Source organism: Leptolyngbya sp. KIOST-1 (assembly GCF_000763385.1).
GTDB lineage: Bacteria > Cyanobacteriota > Cyanobacteriia > Phormidesmidales > Phormidesmidaceae > Nodosilinea.
Genome location: NZ_JQFA01000002.1, coordinates 2758389 through 2782221, shown reverse-complemented (window position 1 = coordinate 2782221; position 23833 = coordinate 2758389). Strand labels below are relative to the sequence as shown.

The following is a 23833-nucleotide window of genomic DNA, read 5'->3' as shown; positions in this document are numbered from 1 at the left end:
CCCTGCCCAGTCTAATCGGGAAACCAGTCTAATCGGGGAACCAGGTAGCCTGCACAAAGCGATCGCGCCCAGCCAGATCGAGCCATACCTGAATGTCGCGGTAGTGGCCCTGGGCCTCCAGCATTGACTTCACCGCCTCGCCCTGGCCTGCCATGGTTTCGACCAGCCACAGCCCCCCTGCTACCAGGTAGTCGGGGGCCTGGGCAACCAGCAGGCGCAGGGCCGTCAGGCCGTCGTCCCCGCCGTCCAGGGCGGCGGCGGGTTCGTGGTTGACCACCTCTGGATCGAGGCTGGGCAGTAGCGCCGAGGGAATGTAGGGCGGGTTGGAGACCAGGGCGCTGAGCTGACCCCGGTAGGCCGCCAGCGGCTCAAACCAGGATCCGTGGCAGAAGGTGATGCGGTGGCTTAAGCCGGTGGCGGCGGCGTTTTGCTGGGCCAGCGCCAGGGCCTCGGCGCTGAAATCGACGGCCAGAATGGTGGCGGCAGAAAAGGTTTGGGCTAGCCCCAGGGCGATCGCCCCGCTGCCGGTACCCATGTCCACCCAAACCCCTGCGGCGAGCTGATCCCCCATCGGGCTATTGGCGATCGCTGCCGCCGCCAGGTCAATAATTAGTTCGGTCTCGGGCCGGGGGATCAGTACCGCTGGGGAGACGGCCAGGGTGAGGTCGCGCCAGGGGGTTTCACCAACTAGGTACTGCACCGGCACCCGCTGGGTCAGCCGCTGCTGCCAGCGCTGCTCTAGCTCGGCGAGGGGATAGCGTAGGGTGATCTGCGATCGCGTCTGTACGGTGCCGAGTTTTAGCGCCAGCCCGTCTACATCGGCTACTGCCATCAGCAGCCAGTCAACTTCCCGTGCCTCGACTCCCGCCGCCTTTGCGGCTTGGCGAGCCGTTTCTCGCCAAGTCCAGAGGTCATGGCCGGTGATTGAGCGATCGTCTGTCATAGCTCTGATCGATTGGTAGGGGCGTGGGCTGTGAGGTGCGGAGATTGAGGTTGCAAGCCAGGCCTGCCGCTGGGGGCTTTTCGATCGCCCCCAGACCCCCTCGACCAGGGACCGTCACTCCAAAGGAGTGCCAACAAAAGCTTTGCCGCCCTGGACCCAACGGAAAGGGGTAATCGATCATCGGTTTAAACCTCTGTTCTGCAAACGTGTCTACAGGCAACAAAGACCCCTCACCCCCTCACCTTCCTCACCCCCTCACCGTCGGAAAACCACTCCGCACCCACCCACCCATCCACCCGCCTACCCATCCACCCTAATGCCTCCACCTCGCCTTCACCCCCCGCGCATCAATATGCACCAGGGCTGGGAACTGGCTATAGCGGCCCAGACCGCCGGGCCACCAGGGGTCGAGGGCCCAGTAGACCTGGTTGCCGGTGAGGCCAACGCAGTAAAAGTCGATCGCGTCGCCGACGATGTGACGGCTCTGGGAGGCTCCGCCAACGCGGCGGTTGATCTCCGCTGGGCGGTACCAGCTGGTGACCAGAAAGGGCCGACCAATGCGATCGCGGGCCTGCTGGGCCAGGGTGGCAATTCGCACGATGGCATCGACGGTAGCCTGGTTAGGGGGCAGGCGGGAGCCGCCTCGGGTGGCCTCGGCCCAGGTAAAGTTGCCGTTGGGCACAATGCTGGCATCGAGCTGGAGGTTGGTGGGGGTCCAGCGGGCCGGTCGGGGTGGGGCCGGGGCCGGGATGGGGGCGGGCATGGCTTCGGGGACGGCGGGGGCGGCTCGTTCCAGCCGCCGCACATCCTCAAACAGCGACTGAATGGTGGGGATGCGGCCCTCCAGTCGCCGCCAGATCTGCACCAGGCGAATCAGGGCCTCCCGCTGCTGCTCCGTCGGGGTGTAGGCGGTGGGAATGCGGTTGGCAAAATCGATCAGGGCGCGGTCCAGGGTGCGGGCCACCGCCACCAGAGCGGCCTGGTTTTCGGGATTTTGAGCCAGGTCGTCGGGGTCGATCCCCAGCCGCTGAATGGCGGTGCTGCGCGAGTCGAGGCCAAACCAGCGGCGGTAGCCCTCGGTCAGGGCAAAGCGCCAGTCGCCCTGGCCGCTGTAGAGGTCCGGAATTTTTTGCACAAAGGCGATCAGGGCTGGATCGACAATCTCCAGGTTGGTTTCGTGGGCAAAGGGATCGTTGGTGAGCAGCCAGGCGATCGCCTCTTCGCGGGTATCCATCTGCCGCCAGATCTGCACCAGGCGAATCAGGGCCTCCCGCTGGTTGGGGTAGCCCGAGTAGTAGCGCACCGCCGACTGTACAAAGGCGACCAGGGCGTTGTCCAGGGCCGCTTCATCGGGCACCTGATCGATCGCGGGCACGCCCAGGGCGTCGTAGGCGGCCTCGGCGGTATCGAGCTGTCGCCACAGGCGCACGGCCTCCACCAGGGCCTGGCGCTGAAAGTCGAGCCGGCTGTAGCTGGGCGGCAGGCGCTCGGCGAAGGCCAGCAGGGCCGGGTCTAGCTTGGCCAGGTTTTGAGGCAGTTGAGCCCCGCTGTAGTCGGTGCTGATGTCTTCTAAATAGGCCTGGAGCAGGGCCGCCGGGTCGCTGGGCTCCAGCTGGGCGGCTCCGGTATCGCCAAGGGCGGGGGTAAATCCCTTGGCCACGGCCTGCAAAAAGCGATCGCTGTAGCGGTCCACGCTGGCATCCCAAATGTCGGCTCCGCTCCAGCCCTGCTCCACCAGGCTGTTGGTGAGGCTGCGAAGGGTGTTGGCCCCGTACTGGACCTGGGCCGCAAAGCTGTCGACCTCGGCCATCTCAATCTGGTGGATGGGCGCAATCCCCAGACCGGTTTCGCCATCGGCCAGCTGGGGCTGATTTTGCACCGCGTAGAGCGCCGCCAGCAGGGGCTTGTGCACCCCCGCCCGCGCGCCTTCCAAAAGATAGTAGTAGTTGCGCTGATCCGGTGCTAACGTGCTCATAACAGAAAGTCAGAATTGGCTGGTAGTAGGGGCTGGCGTTCGCGTTACCAGGGTGCGGATCGCAGCGATCGCACGGCCCTGGTCACAGCGGCATGCTCAGGACAACCACCCTGTTCACAGTCACCACTCACCGTAACCACAAAGTGTAGACCCGATGGGCGAAGTTCAACCATTACCCAGCCATGGGTTTTCCCAGGCCGTCAAGCTGCTGGCTACCGACGTGGATGGCACCCTGACGCACCAGGGCAAGTTTACCGCCGCTCTGCTCACCGGGCTAGAGCAGCTCCAGGGGGCAGGCATTCCCACCCTGCTGGTCACCGGCCGATCGGCGGGGTGGGTCAACGGTCTGGCCCACTACCTGCCCGTTACCGGAGCCATGGCCGAAAACGGTGGGGTGTACTTTCCCCCCCATGGGTCTCCAGAACTGCTGGTCGATATTCCTGACCTGGTGGTCCATCGCCAGCAGCTCAGTGAGGCTTTTCAGCAACTCCGCTGGCGCTGGCCCCAGCTGCAAGAATCCGATGACAACCGTTTCCGGCTCACCGACTGGACCTTTGATCTCCAGGGGTTTTCAACCGCCGATCTGGAGGCCATGGCCAAGCTGTGCCAGGCCCTGGGCTGGGGTTTTACCTACAGTACGGTGCAGTGCCACCTGTTCAAACTGGGCCAGTCCAAGGCCACCGGGCTGCTCAAGGTATTGCAGCGGTACTTTGCACCCATTGCCTCAAGCGAAGTCATCACCCTGGGCGACAGCCCCAACGACGTGAGCCTGTTTGATCCCAGCGTTTTTCCCCAGTCCGTGGGGGTCGCCAACGTAAAAGACTACTGGCAGCACCTCACCTATCACCCCGCTTACATCGCCCACGCCGAGGAAGTGGAGGGATTTTTGGAGTTGGTCAACGCTTTGACGACAAACGATTGAGCGCAAGATCGCGAGGCTGCGTCTTTACAAAAGAATATTTTGTTTTTTATCGTTGACACTCGCCTGGGAGGGGGAGCAAAACTTATAAAACATTCTTAAAATTTGCCCCCTCTGCTTTGGCATCACCCTTAACATGCCAGAAAGCGCTCGTTGGGTAGTCTGTCAGAGTTTGAGCCAGGACTTCGCAGTTTAGCGTCGAAACTGGCCCTTGCGGATCTGCTTCAACGCTGCGCCGTCGTCCCCACCGCTCCCCTTTGTCCATTCTGAAAAACTCTATTGCGATCCCCCGGTTGAGTTTCGTTGAAATCAAAAAACAATCTGGATATCTCAGCTGTTCAGCTCGCTAGCGAGGATGGTAATAATCAGTTAGCCAGGGCCAAGGTCGGCAAGTTGAGTCAAATTAAGCATTATGAGTAGGCTCCAGGGCGGCGTTCAGTCCCGTCGGGTTGAACTCAGAGTTTCAAATTTTGGGTTTCCAAAACTTTGGTTTTTAGAGCCCCTAACAGTTACCCGTACCGCTGCTAAGTGATTAATCACAAAGTGTTTAATCACAGGGTGTTTAAACACAGGGCTTAACCGCAGGTTGTAGGGTTGGGGGAACGGTCCGTTAGCCACGCGGTGCGTGATGCTTGCCCCTCAAACGTTTTGGTAAATGCTTCAGTAGTCAATTCGCCCGGTTCTCGCGCCTGATTCCGCTGGATTTCCGCTGTTTAAGACCACTTCTTTTAATCATCACCCATGACCATTGCTGCTCCCCAAGAAAACTCCGTGGCCCCTGTGGCAGATGCCATCCCGACGGCCCTCAAGATTGGTATTCCTAAGGAAATTTTTGCTGGTGAACAGCGGGTAGCCGCCACCCCGGAGACCGCCAAAAAACTTCAAAAGCTGGGCTTTGAGGTGCTGGTCGAAACCCAGGCCGGGGCCGGGGCCAGCTTTACTGATAGCGCCTACGAAGCCGCTGGCTGCACCATCGTCACGGATGCTGCCAGCCTGTGGGAGACGGCTGATGTGGTGCTCAAGGTGCGATCGCCCCAGCACCACCCCACCCTCGATCGCCACGAGGCCACCCTGCTGCGGCCTGAACAAACCCTGATTAGCTTCATCTGGCCGGCCCAAAACCCTGAACTGCTAGAGCAGTTGGCCGACCGGGGCGGCACGGTGCTGGCGATGGATTCGGTGCCCCGCATCTCCCGCGCCCAAAAGCTTGACGCCCTCAGCTCTATGGCCAACATCGGCGGTTACCGGGCGGTGATCGAGGCCGCCAGCCACTTTGGCCGCTGCTTCACCGGCCAGATTACCGCTGCGGGCAAAATGCCCCCCGCCAAGGTGATGGTGATTGGGGTAGGGGTGGCGGGGCTGGCGGCGATCGGCGCGGCCAAGAGCCTGGGGGCGATCGTCAAAGCCTTTGACACTCGCCTGGTGGTCAAAGAGCAGGTGCAGAGTCTCGGGGCCGAGTTTTTGGAGCTGCACTTCGATGAAGACGGCAGCGGCGAAGGCGGCTACGCCAAGGTGATGAGCCCCGCCTTCATTGCCGCTGAGATGGCCTTGTTCGCTCAGCAGGCCAGGGACGTGGATATCATCATCACCACGGCACTGATCCCCGGCAAACCTGCCCCCCTGCTGATCACCCAGGAGATGGTCGAGAGCATGAAACCCGGCTCGGTGGTGGTGGACCTGGCCGCTGAGCAGGGGGGCAACTGCGAAGTCACTCAGCCCGGCGAAATTAGCAGCCACAATGGCGTCACCATCATCGGCCTCACCGATCTGCCCAGCCGGATGGCCGCCCAGGCCAGCCAGCTCTATGGCAACAACCTGGTGCACTTGCTCAGTGACCTGGGCGGCGCCAAGGCGTTCGACGTTGATATGGACGACCAGGTGATTCGCGCCACCACCGTGATTCACAACGGGCAGGTGACCTGGCCGCCGCCCAAGGTCGAGGCCCCAGCCCCGGCCCCCAGCACCCCAACTGCCGCTCCGGCTGGCGAAGCCTCGGCCCCGACGTCCAAACCCTGGTACACCCAGCTGCTGTGGCCCGTGCTCATCGGTCTGGCCTGCGTCGCCATCGGCCTCTGGGCTCCAGCCTCGTTTATGACCCACCTGACCGTCTTTGTGTTGGCCAGCTTTTTGGGCTGGAAGGTGATCTGGGATGTATCCCCCAGCCTCCATACCCCCCTGATGAGCGTCACCAATGCCATTAGCGGCATCATCATCATCGGCGGCATGCTCCAGATCTCAGGCAACATTGCCTCACCGATCACAATCCTGGGGGCGATCGCCCTCTTCCTCGGCACCGTCAACATCGCAGGGGGCTTCATGGTCTCCCAGCGGATGCTGAACATGTTTCACAAGTAGAGATGGTGAGGAGTGAGGAAGGTAAGGAAGTAACGACAACCTCCCCATCCCCCCATCTTCCCCATCCCCTCATCTTCCCTATTCCCCATCCCCCCATCTTCCCCACCCCTCCGTCCCCTCATTTCCCCAGATATGGAAAATAACCTCGTAACCACCGCCTACATCGTCGCCAGCGCCCTGTTTATTCTCAGTCTGGCGGGGCTGTCGCAGCCTGAAACCGCCAAACGAGGAAACTTGCTGGGCATTCTTGGAATGGCGATCGCCTTTGCCGCCACTGCCGCCATCAGCCAGGGCTACCCAATTCAACTTGGCTCCATTGGCCTGGGGGTGCTGGTGGGGGTGCTGGCCGCCTCCCGCGTAGCCATGACCGACATGCCTGAGATGGTGGCTCTGCTCAATAGCTTTGTGGGCTTAGCCGCCGTGCTGGTGGGCTTTGCCGAGTATCTCCAGCCCAGCACCGCCCTGAGCGGCGGGGATGTGATCGTTCACCGAGTGGAAATCTACGTGGGGGTGTTTATCGGCATCGTCACCTTTACCGGGTCGATGATTGCGGTGGCCAAGCTGCGGGGCTGGGTGCCCAGCCGGGCGGTGCTGCTGCCCGCTCGTCACGTGATCACGCTGGGAATGCTGGGGGCGATCGCCGTTCTCGGAGCGCCCTTCCTCACTGCCACGGGCAGCAGTCCTTTGCTGGCGCTGGGGGCGATGACGGCGATCGCAGGCATCTTTGGCATTGTGATCGTGATGGCGATCGGCGGGGCCGATATGGCCGTAGTGATCTCCCTGCTGAATAGCTATTCCGGTCTAGCCTCGGCGGCGGCGGGCTTCATGCTCAACAACGACCTGCTGATCATTACCGGGGCACTGGTGGGCAGCAGCGGGGCCATTCTCAGCTACATCATGTGCAAAGGCATGAATCGTTCCTTTTTGAATGTGGTGCTGGGGGGCTTTGGTGAAACCGCCAGCGGCACCAGCAAAACCGCCCTTCAGGGCAGCGCCACCAGCACCAGCACCAGTGAGGTGAACGACCTGCTGGCCAACGCCCAGAGCGTAGTCATTGTGCCCGGCTACGGGATGGCCGTGGCCCAGGCCCAGCACGCCGTCGCTGAAATCACTCGCCTGCTGCGTAACCAGGGTAAGCAGGTGCGCTTTGGCATTCACCCCGTGGCGGGACGCATGCCCGGCCACATGAACGTGCTGCTGGCTGAGGCCAACGTGCCCTACGACATTGTGCTGGAGATGGACGAAATCAACGACGACTTTCCCCACACCGACCTGGTGCTGGTGATTGGGGCCAACGACACGGTGAACCCCAGCGCCAAATACGACCCCAGCAGCGCGATCGCCGGCATGCCGGTGATGGAAGTGTGGGAGGCGGGTACCGTAGTTGTGCTCAAGCGCAGCCTGTCGTCGGGCTACGCCGGGGTTGAAAACCCCCTCTTCTTCAACGACAACACGCTGATGCTGTTTGGTGACGCCAAAGCCAACGTCAACGGCATTTTGGCCCAGCTCTCGGCCACAAACGCACCCGCCCCGGCTCTATCCGCCGCTTAAGCCGTTGTCAGGCTGCGCTCGGCCTCGCTGAGCGCATTCGATGACTAACACTACAATCTGCCCCTCAGGTCGTAGGATGGATCAGCACATCACGATTTCGCTGATTCTGAGCGTCGCGGTTTGAGGGCTATGAAATTTCAGCGCAGTACATTGATTCTGGTTGGGGCTGCCTTTTTGCTGGGGGCGGGGGTGCTGATTGCCGAGTCGCAGCGATCGCAGTTTCCCACCGCCACCACCCAAACTGCCACCGGTCCCATCCTCACCTTTGAAGAAGCCGACGTCGCTACTCTCACCGTCGATCGCGGCGACGAAACCCTGGTGTTTGAGCAGGACGACGACGGCAACTGGCAGATGACAGCCCCTGAAAACGCGGTGGCCGAACCGGGGGCGGTGGCTTTCCTGCTCAGCCGCCTCAACACCGACTCGCCGCTGCAAACCGTGACCATGACAGCGGACCAGGCCACCGACTTTGGTTTTAACGCCCCAGTCGGCATCGTCACCGTCACCCTCAACGACGGTACCGAGCACGAACTGGTTTTGGGTGGTCCTGACTTCAGCGGCAACGCCAACTACGCTGTCATTGACCCCGATCCCTGGCCCCCACAGGAAGGAACAGAATATTCAGTACTCGTCGTCACCCGCGACGTGGCCAACGGCATCAACCGCCCTCTAGAAGAGTGGCTAATGCCCGTCGAGACGCCGGATGCTGAAGCTGGGGAAGAGGATGCGGCCATTCCCAACGGTAGCCAAACTCCAGAGGATGCAGCCGAACCGAACGATTCTCCCGCCACCCCCGCTGCTCCAGAGGCCACAGAAAACGACGCAGAAACCACCAATTGATCTCAATCAGGGGTGCTAATCTAGGCCAATTCGTCTGTTTGTGCTGTCCTCATTCAATGGTTGAGTAGCGCAGAGGAGTTGGTGGGCAGTGCCCACCCTACCTGCCTATCCACCCATCCACCCTCCCACCCATCCACTCCCCCATGGCCTCTCCCACCGCCATTCTGCTGTTCTCCTGCCCCGATCAGAAGGGGCTGGTGGCCAAAATTGCCAACTTTATCTACGCCAACGGCGGCAACATTCTCCACGCCGACCAGCACCGCGACCCAGAGGCGGGGCTGTTTTTGTCGCGGTTGGAGTGGGAGCTGGAGGGGTTTAACCTGCCCAGGGAGATCATTGGAGCAGCCTTTGGGGCGATCGCGCAACCCCTGGGGGCCACCTGGCAGCTTCACTTTTCCGACGCGGTGCCCCGGCTGTCGATCTGGGTTAGCCATCAAGACCACTGCCTGCTCGACCTGCTCTGGCGGCACAAGGCGGGGGAGTTCAAGGCCGAAATTCCGCTGATTGTCAGCAACCACCCCCACCTCAAGCCGATTGCCGATCAGTTTGGCATCGCCTTTGAGCACCTGCCCATCACCAAGGACACCAAGCCCGAGCAGGAGCAAAAGCAGCTTGAGTTATTAGAGAAGTACAACATCGACCTGGTGGTGCTGGCCAAGTACATGCAGGTGCTCAGCCCCAATTTTTTGGAGCAGTACGATCGCGTCATCAACATTCACCACTCGTTTTTGCCCGCCTTCATGGGCGCCAACCCCTACCACCGCGCCTTCCAGCGGGGGGTGAAGATCATTGGGGCCACCGCCCACTACGTCACCTCTGACCTGGACGAAGGCCCAATCATCGAGCAGGATGTGGTGCGCATCAGCCACCGCGACGATGTAAAGGAGCTAATTCGCAAAGGCAAAGATGTCGAGCGCATTGTGCTGGCCCGCGCCGTGCGCCTGCACCTGCAAAACCGCACCCTGGTCTACGGCAACCGCACCGTGGTCTTCGCCTGATGCAGGATTCCCACGGGTAAAATCACTAATCTAAAATCACCAATCCAAAGTCCAAAACCGTATCAGCTGTTCCCCGCCGCTACCCCGGTAACCAGAGCGCTGATGGCCGGGGTAATCGCCTGCAAAACCGGCGACAGAATCACCACCGAGGCGGCGGCAATCACAATGGTGGTGGCCAGCCGCATCACCTGATCCGAGGCATTCTGGTAAGTGTCAAACTTGAAATTGAGCTTTTCAACATCGACTTCTACCCGGCCAAGATCGGCCTTGACATTGCCGATGTCAGTTTCTACCCGGTCAAGCCGCTGGTTAATTTGCCGCAGCTCCGACAGGACCTGCTGCTGAAATCCCTCTGACGAGTCACTGGCCTGCATCACCTGATCCTACGCGCGGGTGCTTCTATCATATCTAACTCTCTAGAGCACCGGCTCAGTATGGCTGCGATCTCGAATTTGCCCCCGCAGGGTCTACAGAGTCCTACCGGTTTCTTGGCAGAACAGAGGTTTAAACCGATGATCGATCCTTCCTTTCCGTCGGGTCCAGGGCGGCGGAACGCCCCTGGTCGACGGGGGTCTGGGGCCAGCGACATGGCCCCAGTAGCAGCTTGGGCTTAGCACGGCAGTTGTGGCTCGCGTGCCCCGATCTCGCTGCAAAACAAATTCTGTACCGACGCTCTAGGGCACCAAGACCGTGCGCGGAACTAAGCTATCGACTGCCAGGGCAGAGCGCAGTTGGCGGGCCTGGGTCAGCAGCCGCCAGGCCTGGGGTGACAGCAGGCCTGGGGCGAGGAGAGATAGCCCGGTGCCGAACTGGCGCTGCCGCAGGGCTACCAGCCCCCAGTGCAGGTGCAGGTACCGATCGATGGCGGCCAGGGTTGGGATGCGATCGCGGTACCCCTCATCCACGCGCCCGTAGATGCGCTCTTTGATGGTCAAGTTGAGCGCCATCCGACGGCTGAGCGACATTTTTTGGTCGTAGCCGCCATCCCAGACCATGCGGTAGGCCAGACAGTCATTGATAAAGATGGCATCGCCAAAGTCAGCCAGCCTCACCCAAGCATTGATATCGTCGTAGTTCATTATCACCGTTGTATCCCAGCCGCCCGCCTGCAAAAAGGCGTCGCGGCGGCAGGCCACCTGGGCCGGGGTGCCAAAGGGCACCTGGTCCATCAGCATGCCGTAGTGGATGGCGCTCTGGGGAATGTAGAACACCTGGCCGGGGCCAGTGGCGGGGGTGCGGCGAATTTCGCTACCGTGCTCGTCCACCTGGATGGCCTGGCAGGAGCAGAGCACGGCCTGGGGATGCTGGGCGATCGCCGCCGTCATTTTCTCAATGCAGTCGGGGGCCAAATAGTCGTCGTCGTCGAGAAACTTGACCCAGTCGCCGCTGGCGGCGGCCACCCCGTGGTTCACCGTGGCGGCGTGGTTCAGGTTCTGGGCGTTGCGGTGGTAGACGACGCGATCGCCTAAACTTCGCACGTACGCCTCGGTGCCGTCCGTGGAGGCATCGTCAGCTACCACGACTTCGCAGGGAACGGTTTGGTTGAGTCCGCAGGCGATCGCCCGCTTCAGCAGCTCCAGCCGATTGTAGGTAGTAATGACCAGGCTAAATTTCATCGCCCTTTGCTCCTTAGCTAGCGCATTCTTTGGCTACGTCTAAGGTTTCCCAGGGCTCAGCAGGATGCTGCAAAAGGCGCTACTCCCGCATTCCCCCCTGCACTACGGCCCGCAAACGCTCGTGCAGCTCTGAAGCATCCCGGCGGGGGACAAAGGGCTGAATGACCTCAACCTGTGCTCCAGAGGAACCCTCGTCGAGGGCCACAGGCCGAAAATCGGCAACGACTTGGGGGTTAGCGGTGGGATGAGGGGCCGGTTCAGCGACAGTCTCGCTGGTCAAGGGGTGGGGTTCAAGCTCCGGGGGCGTGGCTGACGTCGCAGAGGCTGTCAGGTTACTGCGGTCAGGGTCGCTGGTGTCTGGGCTGTCAGCGTTCTGCTCGGCTGCGTCGGCACCAGCCGGGGAGATGGTCGTGGGGGGCTCCCCAGGATCGAGCCACTGTTCCGGTGCCGCCACCAGGTCAACGGGGGCAGGGACGGGCTCAGGTTGGTCAAGGGTGGGGGGTTGGAGTGGGGCTGCCTTCGGTGAGGTTGGTCGCCCAGCTCGGCGGGTGGTGGCCGAGGCGGCTCCGTCGCCATAGGTGGTGGAGAACAGCAGCGTCTGGCCCAGAATAATGGACTCGAACTCGCGGTTAAAGTGGCGAATGGGCTGACCTCGCCGCTGCCAGAGCCTAAGGATTTGGTCGATAGAAATCAGCTTGTAGCGCCCCTGGTAGAGGGCCTCGGTAATGGCGTGACTGACCCAAACAGGGCCAAACTCATTCAGCCAGTCGACGATCAGGGCTTTGGTGGAATAGGACTTGGCCCCAAGGCTGTCGGCATCAAAGCTGTAGCTGGTCAGCAGTTGGTGGACAGCCTCAATATCGGCAAGATTGCTGGGTTGAGTCATGGTGGATGCCTACGCGTTAACCCCCATCGGCCACAGTGCTGCAGTTTTGGGCAAAGTGTCATCTTTTAGCTTAACCATAAGCTATGGCAACGACTAGCATCGTAAGGTTTATTACCGTTGACAGCCGCTACTGTACGACAACATCGCTGGGGGTGTCGGGGTCGGCATCGAAGGGGGCCGTGCGGCCAACCCAGTTAAAACCGCTGAGGCGAAATCCGACAAAGCCTGTCTCCTGGGTGGGGCTATAGGTAAAGAGCAGGCCGTAGGCTCGGCGCCGATACTCAAAGATCAAGTTGGAATCGACAGTGCGGCCGGTATCGAGGTTGATGGCAGTTTGAAAGCCGGCCAGAAAGGGACCATAGATCTGTTGGAGAATGCCCCCACTCAAAACCCTTTGGTCGACGGAGCGATCGAAAAGGAAGGGAGACGTGTCGCCGCCCAGTACGCTGCGGCTAAAGCCAATGTTGAACTGGGTGTAGTCGAAGGTGTTGCGCTGCAGACGACCGAACTGACCGCCGATCCCAACTCTGCCCTCAATGGACTCCTGCAGGTCGTTGCTGGTGTAGTAGGTGGCGACGCCGCGCAGCCCAACGCTCAAGACCAGGTTGGGTATCAGGGGACGAGGTGAATAGCGCAGCCCCTCGGTTTGCGTGGCGGGCAGGGGCTGTCCCTGCCACAGTAGGAAGCTGCGGCTGAGGTCGGCGGAACCCTGAAACCGAAACAGGTTGGTGAGTCCGACAGGTACCCCAGGGTTGAGCAGATCGGGGCGATCGGTGTTGGCGGTGACGTACTGCCCAGACACCTGATAGGTGAGGTTGAGGCCGGTGTCGCCCAGGGCAATATTGGGGGATTCGAGCAGCAGGCCCAGGCTGTTTTGTACGTCCTGAAAACCCAGGGAGCCGTTGAAGAGGCGATCGCGGTAGCTGTACTCCAGGTTGAGCCGATGGGTGCCCACCAGCCGCTGAGTTCGAAAACTAGCCCGCAGGCGATCGCTTAGGTTGTCGAAATCGAAGCCCGCCAGATTGAAGCTGCCGGAAGCCACCGTGCGAGGCCCAAGCGAACCGTTGACACTGGCGACCAGGCCAAAGTTGGCCGGATCGGCGATGTTGTAATTGGAGCTGCCCAGCCAGCGGGAGACGAGAAACTGAGGGGCGATTGTGACGTTGAGGGGACCAAGGTTACCGATGGGCAACGGGGCTTCAAAAAAGAGACCGTCGCGATCGCGCCCATCGATACCGATGCTGGCAGGCAGAGGGTTCAAGGCATCGGCCGGCAGCTGTCCCTGGGTCAACAGAAGGCGATTTCTAAATAGAGGAATGCTCAGCCCCTGGTTGAACACCAGACGCGGATTTTCAAATACCAGCTCTTCCTGATTTTCGTCGAGGGGAGTCAGCCTGGCGGTGGTGGCCCTAAACTCCAGGTCGGGCGGTGAAAAGGGATCGTTGGTGAGGCGAACCCCCTCGGCGTACCAGCCGTCGGCATCAAAGGAAACCCGGTCAGCTTCAAACCGCAGGCGCTCAATGGAACCCTCCTCGCCGTTGAGCAGCCCATTGGCAGCGCTGGTGGCCAGGGCAACACCGCCAGGGCTGGTGACCTGGGAGATGGAGGGTTGGGTGCGAAGACGGTAGTCGAGGGGTACTCCGGCAACGGGTCTGGGGGGTAGCGTCGAAAAGTCATCCTCTAACGTCGATAGCTGTAGCTCTCCGCGACTTTCAGTAATTTCGCCTGCCCCCTGCAGCAGGTTGTAGGTAACCGTTTCGCCTTCAATGATCTGGTTGTTGCGGTTGAAAAAGACATTGCCCTCGGCCCGCAGGTGTCGGTTGGCCAGGTTGGCCCACAGGCGATCGGCGGCCAGCTGACCGGTGCCAAACTGTACCAGGACACCGCCGCTGGCGGTAACAATTTGCCGAATGGGTTCAAAGACCTGTCGGTCAGCCCGCAGCAGAATCTCACTGGCAGTCTCTTCCGGGAGCGCAGGTGGCGGTGGCTCGGCTGCGGGGCCAGGGGTGGGTGGAACGTCTGGATCGTCTGTGGGCGACTCCGGAGCAGGAGCCAGGGAGCCCGGAGGCGCTGGAGCGGCGGGTTCTGGATTGAGCGGTGCGGTTTCACCCGGCACAGCCTGGGCCTGGGGCCGCAGCAGTTCGGCCTGGGTGAAGTAGCTGGGAGCGGGGGGTAGGGCCTGCGTCGAGGCGATCGCCCCTGGGGACAGAGGTTCAATCGATGCTGATCCAGGTTCTGCAGGCTGAATCGTTTGGCTTGGAGCTGACACCAACACCACTTCAGCCAGCTGCGGGGGCGGAGGCACAGAGGGCAGAAGGATCGGCAGAGGCATGGGCTGGTGTTACCAAAGCAAAAACAAAGCCCGGCATGCGGGCTTAACTAGGCATTGGTTAACCATCGATGTCAGCATGAGCTGATACCAGCGTGAACCAGGTGCCTATGGAGGGCTGAAGGCAACATCTGGCTATTGCCAATCAACAGTTGCCAACTTACAGACCCAGAGAGCAAGTTAAAGTTCCGGGGGGTAGCCTCCACTGACCTGCCTCAGAGACCGAGGCCTGGACCTGGCTCGAGTAGGGCTAGCCGGGGCAGGCACCCCCCGCCTGCGAGGTAAACCCTAGTCCAAATCTTGCCGACCGGGGTTGCGGGAGGGGTCACCGCTCAAAAAGCCAAACACAAACAGGGCCACAAAAAAGGTGACCACGAGGTAAACCACAATCTTGAGGGTCAGCATGAGTTAGGTCTCCAAACCGCTAGCAGAGTAGGCCCCAGACCTGCCCCAAACAGCATCAGCGTTCCATATATTGGAAACGGCCCCGGTGCAGGACTAAGCTTGAACTATCATATCGTCAAACGTTCGCCTGTCTAAAGGCCCCGAAGATTACCACTGCTTTTGCAGCCAGGCCCACACGCCGCGCAGCCAAGTTTCAATCACGTAGAGCACCCAATCTAAACCGCGCAGCACAGCTACCAGCGGCGCGTCGATGTAATCGACCTGGGTGATATGGGCTTCTATAGCGTTGGCTGGAAAAAGCTGGTGCTGGACTGTAGCGGATATATCTAGGGCGGTGGAATGCTCTGCTACAGCGGTGATGCTCCCTGGGGCGATAGCTGTTCGCAGCGCCGTCTGCCGCCCCCCCTGCACCTCAGCCATGCCCAATGGGGATGACAGGTGCTGTGCCACTGCCCGAGCAGGAGCCACGGTCAGGGCGCTAGACTCAGCCTCCGGCAGGGTGGCGGCAAGGCGCTTAATTGCGAGTTTGCCGTTGAATTGAGGCGGCCTGTAGCCCCAGTTAGCCCTGAGCTCTATTCTCTTCGCCTCAGCTATGAGAGGGGACGTTGTAGCGCTCCCGAGGCGGTAAATTTGCCTAGCGTTCAAAACCTGACTGGGAACGAGTGTTCGTTCCGGAACCGCCTGAGTCTGTTGAACTTCGCCAAACAGGCTGGTGGCGGCAGCCAGGGGGCTAGTTTGCAGCCAGCGCAGGGCCGATGGCAGCCAGCGCAGGGGCGGCAGAGTCGCGGCGTTGGATTTGGGTAGGGGTAGCCAGGGCTGTTGCAGCGTGTGGTCCAGGGTATGGCGACGGCGGAGGCGACTGTACTCCGCCAGCATGAGGACCATAGCCCTCTGCAACCGCTGCTGTTGATCGTTGTTCAGGCCCGTAAAAATGTCGTTATCGACGGTGACCAGCACCACCTGTCGCGTTGTCAAATCGGTGGCAATTCCGCGAATGGGGGCTTGAAACGGGATCAGGTGCCACCGCTCTGGGGTCAGCACCGCCCCAGCCCGCGACTGCCGGAGCCACTGACCGTATCGGTTGACCAGACTCAGCCCCTTGGGAGTATCGCTTGGGGGCTGGGCGACTGGCGGCTGAAGGATGGAGAGCAGCGCCCGAATTGGGGTGTCTGCCTCTACCAGTTCTAGGGTTTGTGTGCCGCCGAGTTTGGCCCACAGCGGCTGCCAGGGCCGTGCCGCCCGCAGTCGGCGATGGCCCAATCGGATCCCCTGTATGCCCAGGTAGAGGGGGTACAGGGCCACCTGCAGCCCCCACACCGCCGCCGTGCGCCCCCACCGCAGCCACCGTTCAGCCCCGTGGGTGGCCTGCCGATAGCCTGCAACCAGGCGAGCGACAGTCTGGCTTTGGAATGGGCGGGACGAAGTGGCCATAACTCTGCCTGCACTTCTGCCTAAACTGGGGGGACTGCTTTTGATCATACCGGAGCCATGCCCCCCGCCACCGTTTGCCCCACCCCTCCCCAGGCGATCTTAACCATCCTCGATCGCCTGCGTACCCTGAGCCAAAAGGATGTGCGATCGACCTGGCACGGTTCCCTGGGGGCCTCAGCAGGACCGTCAAGCCCCTCGGCGGATCACTGGTCAACCTGGCCCCTGGCCGCCCTTGACGATCGCGGCTACGTCGTATGGCCAAAAGGTCAGGTGCCCCTGTGGCTGCACCAGCGCTTGACCTGGCCCACCGACCTCAATGGTTACCCCCTGGAGGGGCTGACGGCACGCCTGGCGCTGCGCTGGTGGGCTCACCAGGCCGATATTTTTATTAACGGTGAGCTGGTGCAGTCGGGGGATATTTTCAACTGCTGGACCCGCATTGTGCTAACTGACTGTGTTGTGCCAGGGGAGGGGGTGGATGTCTCCCTCCGGCTGCTCAGCCCTGGCCATGACCAGGGGGCACTGGTGCAGGCACAGCTGGTGTTTGAAACGGTGGAGGGCACCTGTCCGGAGCCGGGGTTTGTGGCCGACGAACTGGCGGTATTGGCCACTTACCTGGCTCAGTTTAAGCCCGAAAAGCTGGATTCCGTGGCGAGGGCGTTAAGCGGTATTGATTGGACCCCGATTGATAAATCTGCGACCCATGCGGATGCTGAGGCCGATTCGGTTCGCCAGGAAACGCGCGATTGTGCCCTGCACATGCTTTCTCTTGCAGAGACGCGCCGCGATCGCGATTGTGCACTGCACACGCTCCGCGATCGCTTTCACCAGTCCCTGCTCGCCCTGCGCACAGCCCTGGCCCAGTTCTCTCCCTGGCTGAAGCAGCGCAGGGTGCACTGCCTGGGCCACGCCCACCTCGATCTGGCCTGGCTGTGGCCAGTAGCTGACACCTGGGACGCCGCCGAGGCCACCTTTCGCTCGGTGCTGGCGCTGCAAAACGACTTTCCTGAGCTGACCTTTACCCACTCGTCCCCCGCCCTGTTTGCCTGGCTGGAGGAACATCGCCCCGACCTGTTTGCCGCTATTCAGCAGCAGGTGAAGGCGGGGCGCTGGGCGATCGACGCCGGACTATGGGTAGAGCCCGACCTGAATCTACCGGGGGGAGAGGCGATCGCCCGTCAGATTCTCTACGGCCAGCGCTACTGCGCCGAGAAATTTGGGGCTATTAGCGCGATCGCCTGGCTGCCCGATACCTTTGGCTTTTGCTGGCAGCTGCCCCAGCTCCTGACCCAGGGCGGCATTCGCTACTTCGCCACCCAAAAGCTGCGCTGGAACGACACCAATCCCTTCCCCCACGACCTGTTTACCTGGCAGGGACCCGACGGCAGCGAGATCACCGCCGTTACCCTACCCCCCATCGGCACCGACATTGACCCCGTCCCCATGGCCCAGTACGCCTGCCAGTGGGAGTCCAACACTGGCTGCACCGACGCCCTCTGGCTGCCCGGCGTCGGCGACCACGGCGGCGGCCCCACCCGCGACATGCTGCTCAAAGCCCGCCGCTGGGCCAGTTCCCCCTTCTTCCCCAGCCTCACCTTCGACCACGCCGCCCCCCTATTCGACGCCCTCACCCACCCTTCTGCGAACAGAGACGCAACGCCTCCCAAAGCCACAATCAGTCTCTCTCCATCGCCCCACCCCCCCATCCCCCCACCCTCCCACCTATCCCCCCATCCCCCCATCCACCCTCCCACCCTCCCACCCTCCCTCTCACCCACCCCTCTACCCCTCTGGCGCGACGAACTCTACCTCGAACTCCACCGGGGCTGCTACACCACCCACGGCGACCAGAAACAGTACAACCGCCGCTGCGAAGACATCCTGTTTCAGGCCGAGCTGTTTGCCGCGATCGCCGCAATCTATGGCCTGCAGCCCTACCCCCAGGCCGAACTAGAGGCGGCCTGGAAGCGGGTGCTGTTTAACCAGTTCCACGATATTTTGCCGGGCTCCTCGATTCCTGAAGTGTTTGAGCAGGCCAACGAGGAGTGGGCGGCGGCGCTGGCGACGGGCGATCGCGTTCTGCAAGCTTCCCTCGCCGTCCTGGCCCAGCGCTGCCCTGTCCCCTCGCCCCCCCACCCAGACGCCGTGCCCGTGGTGCTGTTCAACCCGCTGAGCTGGGAGCGGCGGGAGGTGGTGGCGATCGCCCTTTCCCCTGCCCTGGCCCAGTCCCCCTGGCAGGCCCAGGATGCCGATGGCCTGCCGCTGCTGATCCAACCAGGCTCGAATGGGTCGCCGTCCCTGCTGATTGACGTTCCCGCCATACCCTCGGTGGGTTACCGACTGATCTGGCTCGTGCCTGCGGAGGGTCCAGGGCCCACGGCCCGGCCCGACGATTGGGTGCTGGAGAACGAGTACCTGTGGGCCAGAATTGATCCTTCGACTGGGGCCATCGCCAGTTTGCTTCATAAGCCCACGGGTACCGAAACCTTCCACGGCTGTGGAAATCAGCTCCAGGTGTTTAAGGACCAGGGCCAGTACTGGGATGCCTGGAACATCGCCCCCGACTACCAGGACCATCCCCTGGAGAACTTTCGCCTCAAGCAGATCTACTGGGTGGAGCACGGTCCGGTGCGGCAAACCCTGCGTGTAGTTCAGACCTTCAATCAGTCCACCATCACCCAGGACTACAGCCTGGATGTTGGGTCGCCAGCACTGGCGGTCCACACCCAGGTCGATTGGCAGGAGACCCAGGTGGTGCTAAAAGCGGCCTTTCCGCTGACGGTGACTGCGGCCGAGGCCACCTACGAGATGCCCTTTGGCGCGATCGCCCGCGCCACCGCCCCCCTCACCCCCCAGGACGCCGCCAAGTGGGAGGTGCCCGCCCTGCGCTGGGCCGATCTGAGTGATGGTGAGCGGGGCGTGAGTCTTCTCACCGACTACAAGCACGGGTTTGATGCCACCCCCAGCCAGCTGCGGCTGACCCTGCTGAAAGCGCCCGTCTGGCCCGATCCGGGCTGCGATCGCGGCCTCCAGACCTTCAGCTACGCCATCTACCCCCACGCCCAGGGCTGGCCCCAGGCCAAAACCGTTCAGGCGGCCCGCAGTTTCAACATCCCGATTCAGGCTTGTTTAGCTGGCTCGACCGCTACACCATCGTCAGGTCCCACAGCCGCTAGCTGGCTCAATTTGGGCGACAGTTCCCTGGTGCTGGCCGCCCTGAAGCAGTCAGAAGACCGGGACGATCGCTATATTCTGCGCCTCTACGAGAGCAACGGCACCAGCGCCTCCCTCTCCCTGGGCGGCATTCTGCCCGTCCACATGCTTGGTCCGGTCGATCTGCTGGAGCAGCACCAGGACAACCCGCTACCCGCTATGGTCACCCCCTGGCAGGTCGTCAGCCTGGCCCTGGTGCCTCGGCCCTAGCCACTACCTACTCTCCCACCAGCCCCCAAGCCAGGCCCGGATCTGCTCCCACACAACACCGGGGCCAATGCCAAACAGAAAATACAGTGCCAGTAGCAAAAAGGCGACCAGCAGCACCGTTTGAATGGTGTTTCTGACCAGCTTAAACAGCCAGCCAAACACCACCACCACGACGACAATCGCCCCCAGGACAATCAGCAGTTCCACGATGCCTACCCCAGCGAAACAAAGTTGGCCAGGGCCAGGCTCTGGCTGACGCTGAGCACCTCAGCCCTGGCCCACTGGTCGGCGGCCAGAATATCGGCCAGCCCAGGCTGAACCACATTGTGAGAGCGGTGGCGATCGCACACCCCCTCAATCACCTTGGGAATCTCCAAAAAGTGAATCTTTTCGTCTAAAAACAGCGCCACGGCCTGCTCATTGGCGGCGTTGAGCACTGCGGTCATGGTGCCCCCGGCTCGTCCGGCGGCGTAGGCCAGGTCCATGCAGGGGTACTTGGCGTGGTCGGGCTCGCGGAAGGTGAGGTCACCCGCCTTGACCAGGTCCAGCGGCTCCCAGTCGGTGTAGATGCGATCGGGCCAGGAGAGGGCATAGAGCAGGGGCAAACGCATGTCGGGCCAGCCCAGTTGGGCCAGCACCGAGGTATCCTGCAGCTCGATCAGCGAGTGAATAATGCTCTGGGGATGGATAACGATGTCGATGTTGTCGTAGTCCATGCCGAATAGATAGTGGGCCTCGATAACCTCCAGTCCCTTGTTCATCAGCGTGGCGGAGTCAACGGTGATCTTGCGGCCCATGGACCAGTTGGGGTGCTTGAGGGCATCGGCCACCGTCACCTGGGCTAGCCGTTCGGTGGGCCAGTCGCGGAAGGCACCCCCCGAGGCGGTCAGCAAAATGCGCCGCAGCCCACCCGCAGGTACCCCCTGCAAACACTGAAAAATGGCCGAGTGCTCGGAATCGGCAGGCAGTAGCTTGACGCCGTGCTTCTCGACCAGGGGCAGCACGGCAGGACCACCCGCAATCAGGGTCTCTTTGTTGGCCAGGGCAATGTCCTTGCCCGCCTCGATCGCGGCCAGGGTGGGCAGCAGCCCGGCGCAGCCAACGATCCCGGTCACCACGGCCTCGGCATCGCCGTAGCGAGCCACTTCTACCACCCCATCGTCCCCAGCCAAAATTTGGGGCATGGGGTCAAGCCCAGCCAGGGCTGCCCGCAGGTCACCTAGCTTGTCGGGGTTGCAGATGGCCACCACCTCTGGCTTGAACTGGCGCACCTGCTGGGCCAACAGGTCGACATTGTTGCCCGCAGCAATGCCCACCAGGCGGAACTGGTCGGGATGGTGCTCCAGAATATCCAGGGTTTGGGTGCCAATAGACCCGGTTGAACCTAGCAGGGTGATGGCTTTCACGGCAGTCCTCAGGGGTGAGTGAACGTTGTCTTTAAAGAATCTCACGGTACGGCCCCTGGCCCAAGATCTAAACCTAAGCGCCTACCCTCCATCCCGGCCCCTGGTTCCAATCGGAACCCCACGGGGATCATTCCTAAACAATTGACAAGATTTGATGACTGTATCGCTATTGATAGCTGCCAAAATAAAATAGTTGTTAAGATTACTGAGCATCGTTCGCACACACGAGCCTACCTACTAACCCTGATGGATCCTGTAGAACCGGTTTCAGTTGAAGTCGTGCAGCAAGTGGCTGAGTACTTTAGCGTGCTGAGCGAGCCCATGCGACTGCGGATTCTCAATCTGTTGCGGGGGGGAGAAAAGTGCGTCCAGGAGCTGGTAGACGCCACTCAAACCAGCCAGGCTAACGTTTCCAAGCACTTGAAGGTCATGCTGCAGGCGGGCATTTTGAGCCGCCGCACCGAGGGCACCTCCGCCTACTACAGCGTAGCCGACGAGCTTATTTTCGACCTCTGCGGCATGGTCTGCGATCGCCTGGCTTGCCGCATCGAGGCCCAGGCCCAGCACTTTCGTAACTTTAGCCTCGCTAGCCGCACCTAGGGCGTGTCATCAATTGAGGCGAAAAGTCCCGAGTATTAAGCCTTGCCACGCCCTACCCAACAGATAAGCTAGGGGCTGCAACCCTTGATTTTGCGAATGCAGCAGCACAGCCCCTAGGCCGCCCTATTCAGCGGCTTCTTGCTCATAGCCAAAGTAGGCTTCTAACACCCGGAGCGCCATCGGGGCAGCTATGCCGCCGCCGCCGCCACCGCTGTTTTCAGCAAAGGCCACGACCACGATTTCGGGGTTATCTAGCGGGGCGTAGCCGCCAAACCAGGCGTGAGACGGCCCGGGCGGTGCCTCGGCGGTGCCGGTTTTACCCGCCACAGGAGGAATGTGAGAGACATTTAGGGCTCGAGCAGTGCCGCTGGCAACCGCCTGTCGCAGCCCCCGCTGCAACACATCGATGGTGGCGTTACTCAGTTCGAGCGATTCTTTCCAGTTGCGGTGCTCCTCACCGTCTTTGAGCAGGTGTGGGGTGACCCGGTAGCCGTTGTTGGCCACGACTGCGAACATATTAGCCACCTGTAGCGGCGTCGCCCGCATAAATCCCTGGCCGATGGACATATTGATGGTATCTCCGGGCACCCACGGGGTATCTAGGGTTTCGCGCTTCCAGGCATCGTTGGGTACCAGGCCAGCGCTTTCTTCAGCCCCAATCTCAATGCCGGTTTTGCGGCCAAAGCCAAAGCGACGGGTCGTTTCAATCAGGGTAGGACCACCGATGCGCATCCCCACCTGGTAGAAAAAGGTATTGGCACTCTGAGCCAGGGCCCCGGTAAAGCCCAGGGGCCCAAAGCCGGCTCGGTTCCACTCGCCAAACCGAATGCCCCCTACCTGAATGTAGCCAGAGGTCGATAGCACTGTATTCGGCGAGTAATGGCCCGACTCAATCGCGGCCACCGTGGTGACAACCTTAAATGTGCTGGCGGGCGGAAAGGCCTGCAGCGATCGGTTTAAGAACGGCTTATCAACTCCCTGGAGCTGCTGCCACTGGGCCTCGCTGATGCGGGCGGTAAAAATATTGGGGTCGTAGGTGGGCCAGCTAGCCATCGCTAAGATAGCGCCATTGCGCGGGTCCATGGCGACGATCGCGCCCTTGCGATCGCCCAAGGCGGCCTCTGCGGCCCGCTGGAGCTCCAGGTCAATGGTGAGTTGAAGATCTCGACCGGCGGTGGCGGGCTTATCGCCCAAAATACTGATGATGCGCCCGGAACTGTCAACCTCGACCTGTTGCCCACCCCAGGCGCCGCGGAGAGTCCGCTCAAAGGCGGCCTCAGCCCCCATCTGGCCCACTACATCACCCAGCCGGTACCCTTGATCGAGGCGGGCTTTGAGCTGCTCGTCGGTGAGTTCGCCGGTGTAGCCAAGGACGTGGGCGGCGAGGTCGCCGTTGGGATAGTTGCGCACCGCTTCGGCTTCTAGGCGCACCCCGGGCAGCTCGTTGGTGTACTCGGCCAGGGCGGTGGCCTGGGCAGGGCTAATACCCTGGGCAATGGTGATCGACTCAATCGACTCGTAGCCCGCCTGCTCTAAGCGCGACTGAATTTCGGCGGGAGGCACGTTCAGCACCTGCGCCAGGCGGTCGATCACCGCAGGCCACTGGTGGCGGGGTAGGGCAATGGGCCAGACCGATACGGTATGGGATAGGCGGCTACCGGCAAGAATTTTGCCGTTGCGATCAAAGATCGTGCCTCGGGCCGGACGTTTGGGCACCAGGCGAATGCGGTTGGTATCGGCCAGCTGGCGGTTGCGATCGCCGTTCACCACCTGAAGCTGAAACAACCGCAGCCCAAAGGCTCCGACCAGCAGCGCCGAGATCAGCGCCAGCAAAAACACGGCCTGAAAACTGCGGCCTACGGTGCGGCCCCGCAGCGTGTCGGGCACCTGGGGCAATTTTTGGAGGAGAGCCATAGATTAACCTAGTCCAGGTCAGAGGGTGGAGGGCTGCCGCTAAAAAGGCCCTGACCGCTGAGCTTGACCCCGGTGCGGCCCGCCCGGCAAATTTGGCCAGTCACCATTTTATATCGACCCAGGGGATCTATGGGGCAAGGTTGTCATGTCAGCGGCGGTGCTGACCCGCTAGGGTATCACCCTGGGCCTTTATGGGACTGTGGGAGCACAGCCCACTCACCAGTCGGGGCTGGCTGCGGTCA

At 61.6% G+C, this 23833-nt stretch carries 17 protein-coding genes and 2 pseudogenes; 8 read left to right on the top strand and 11 right to left on the bottom strand.

Going from position 1 to position 23833, the window contains the following annotated elements:
• Positions 1 to 28 precede the first annotated feature (28 nt).
• A complete protein-coding gene (gene prmC, locus NF78_RS12395) occupies positions 29 to 943 on the bottom strand; it encodes a peptide chain release factor N(5)-glutamine methyltransferase (protein WP_035986755.1) in 915 nt (304 codons plus the stop codon).
• Positions 944 to 1256: 313 nt separating this feature from the next.
• Positions 1257 to 2918, bottom strand: a complete 1662-nt coding sequence (locus tag NF78_RS12390; RefSeq protein ID WP_035986753.1) for a D-Ala-D-Ala carboxypeptidase family metallohydrolase — start codon at positions 2916 to 2918, stop codon at positions 1257 to 1259.
• Between the two features lie 154 nt (positions 2919 to 3072).
• On the opposite strand from NF78_RS12390, the gene NF78_RS12385 reads away from it, so the two are divergent.
• From NF78_RS12385 to purU, 5 genes are all read left to right on the top strand, one after another.
• Entirely contained in the window at positions 3073 to 3840 is a 768-nt protein-coding gene (locus NF78_RS12385; RefSeq protein WP_035986751.1) for an HAD family hydrolase, read from the top strand.
• 738 nt (positions 3841 to 4578) lie between these two features.
• Positions 4579 to 6192: a Re/Si-specific NAD(P)(+) transhydrogenase subunit alpha gene (gene pntA / locus NF78_RS12380; RefSeq protein WP_035986749.1), complete on the top strand. Its 1614-nt coding sequence runs from the start codon at positions 4579 to 4581 to the stop codon at positions 6190 to 6192.
• Positions 6193 to 6324: 132 nt separating this feature from the next.
• Positions 6325 to 7743: an NAD(P)(+) transhydrogenase (Re/Si-specific) subunit beta gene (locus tag NF78_RS12375; RefSeq protein WP_035986746.1), complete on the top strand. Its 1419-nt coding sequence runs from the start codon at positions 6325 to 6327 to the stop codon at positions 7741 to 7743.
• 129 nt (positions 7744 to 7872) lie between these two features.
• Positions 7873 to 8583, top strand: coding sequence for a DUF4340 domain-containing protein (locus tag NF78_RS28225; RefSeq protein ID WP_052050269.1), 711 nt, complete (start codon positions 7873 to 7875; stop codon positions 8581 to 8583).
• A gap of 143 nt (positions 8584 to 8726) precedes the next feature.
• Entirely contained in the window at positions 8727 to 9581 is an 855-nt protein-coding gene (gene purU, locus NF78_RS12365) for a formyltetrahydrofolate deformylase (protein WP_035986744.1), read from the top strand.
• A gap of 62 nt (positions 9582 to 9643) precedes the next feature.
• On the opposite strand, the gene NF78_RS12360 is transcribed toward purU, so the two are convergent.
• The 6 genes from NF78_RS12360 to NF78_RS12335 form a co-directional block, all read right to left on the bottom strand.
• Entirely contained in the window at positions 9644 to 9955 is a 312-nt protein-coding gene (locus NF78_RS12360; protein WP_035986742.1) for a hypothetical protein, read from the bottom strand.
• Between the two features lie 300 nt (positions 9956 to 10255).
• The gene (locus NF78_RS12355; RefSeq protein ID WP_035986740.1) at positions 10256 to 11197 is read right to left on the bottom strand and encodes a glycosyltransferase family 2 protein; all 942 of its coding nucleotides are present in this window, start codon (positions 11195 to 11197) and stop codon (positions 10256 to 10258) included.
• Positions 11198 to 11276: 79 nt separating this feature from the next.
• The gene (locus NF78_RS28220) at positions 11277 to 12083 is read right to left on the bottom strand and encodes a hypothetical protein (RefSeq protein WP_052050266.1); all 807 of its coding nucleotides are present in this window, start codon (positions 12081 to 12083) and stop codon (positions 11277 to 11279) included.
• 127 nt (positions 12084 to 12210) lie between these two features.
• Positions 12211 to 14415 (bottom strand): DUF3769 domain-containing protein, encoded by a 2205-nt coding sequence (locus NF78_RS12345; protein ID WP_052050263.1) that lies wholly within the window; start codon positions 14413 to 14415, stop codon positions 12211 to 12213.
• Between the two features lie 285 nt (positions 14416 to 14700).
• On the bottom strand, positions 14701 to 14817 hold the full coding sequence (locus NF78_RS12340) for a photosystem II reaction center protein I (RefSeq protein ID WP_035986739.1): 117 nt from the start codon (positions 14815 to 14817) through the stop codon (positions 14701 to 14703).
• A 147-nt stretch (positions 14818 to 14964) separates the two neighbouring features.
• The gene (locus tag NF78_RS12335; RefSeq protein WP_035986737.1) at positions 14965 to 16248 is read right to left on the bottom strand and encodes a hypothetical protein; all 1284 of its coding nucleotides are present in this window, start codon (positions 16246 to 16248) and stop codon (positions 14965 to 14967) included.
• Positions 16249 to 16305: 57 nt separating this feature from the next.
• On the opposite strand from NF78_RS12335, the gene NF78_RS12330 reads away from it, so the two are divergent.
• On the top strand, positions 16306 to 19671 hold the full coding sequence (locus tag NF78_RS12330) for an alpha-mannosidase (protein WP_035986735.1): 3366 nt from the start codon (positions 16306 to 16308) through the stop codon (positions 19669 to 19671).
• Positions 19672 to 19674: 3 nt separating this feature from the next.
• On the opposite strand, the gene NF78_RS12325 is transcribed toward NF78_RS12330, so the two are convergent.
• Complete coding sequence (locus NF78_RS12325; protein WP_035986733.1) at positions 19675 to 19878, bottom strand: hypothetical protein; 204 nt, start codon at positions 19876 to 19878, stop codon at positions 19675 to 19677.
• Between the two features lie 5 nt (positions 19879 to 19883).
• Positions 19884 to 21077: a 1-deoxy-D-xylulose-5-phosphate reductoisomerase gene (dxr, locus tag NF78_RS12320; protein ID WP_035986731.1), complete on the bottom strand. Its 1194-nt coding sequence runs from the start codon at positions 21075 to 21077 to the stop codon at positions 19884 to 19886.
• A gap of 246 nt (positions 21078 to 21323) precedes the next feature.
• Between dxr and NF78_RS32955 the strand changes: the two are divergent.
• Together NF78_RS32955 and NF78_RS33460 are read left to right on the top strand one after the other, a co-directional pair.
• Positions 21324 to 21578, top strand: a pseudogene (locus tag NF78_RS32955) (ArsR/SmtB family transcription factor); the annotation flags it as partial.
• A pseudogene (locus tag NF78_RS33460) lies at positions 21539 to 21652 on the top strand (hypothetical protein); the annotation flags it as partial. The pseudogenes NF78_RS32955 and NF78_RS33460, both read left to right, overlap by 40 nt.
• Before the next feature lie 148 nt (positions 21653 to 21800).
• Here the strand turns inward: NF78_RS33460 and mrdA are convergent.
• Positions 21801 to 23591: a penicillin-binding protein 2 gene (gene mrdA / locus NF78_RS12310; RefSeq protein ID WP_035986730.1), complete on the bottom strand. Its 1791-nt coding sequence runs from the start codon at positions 23589 to 23591 to the stop codon at positions 21801 to 21803.
• Positions 23592 to 23833 lie beyond the last annotated feature (242 nt).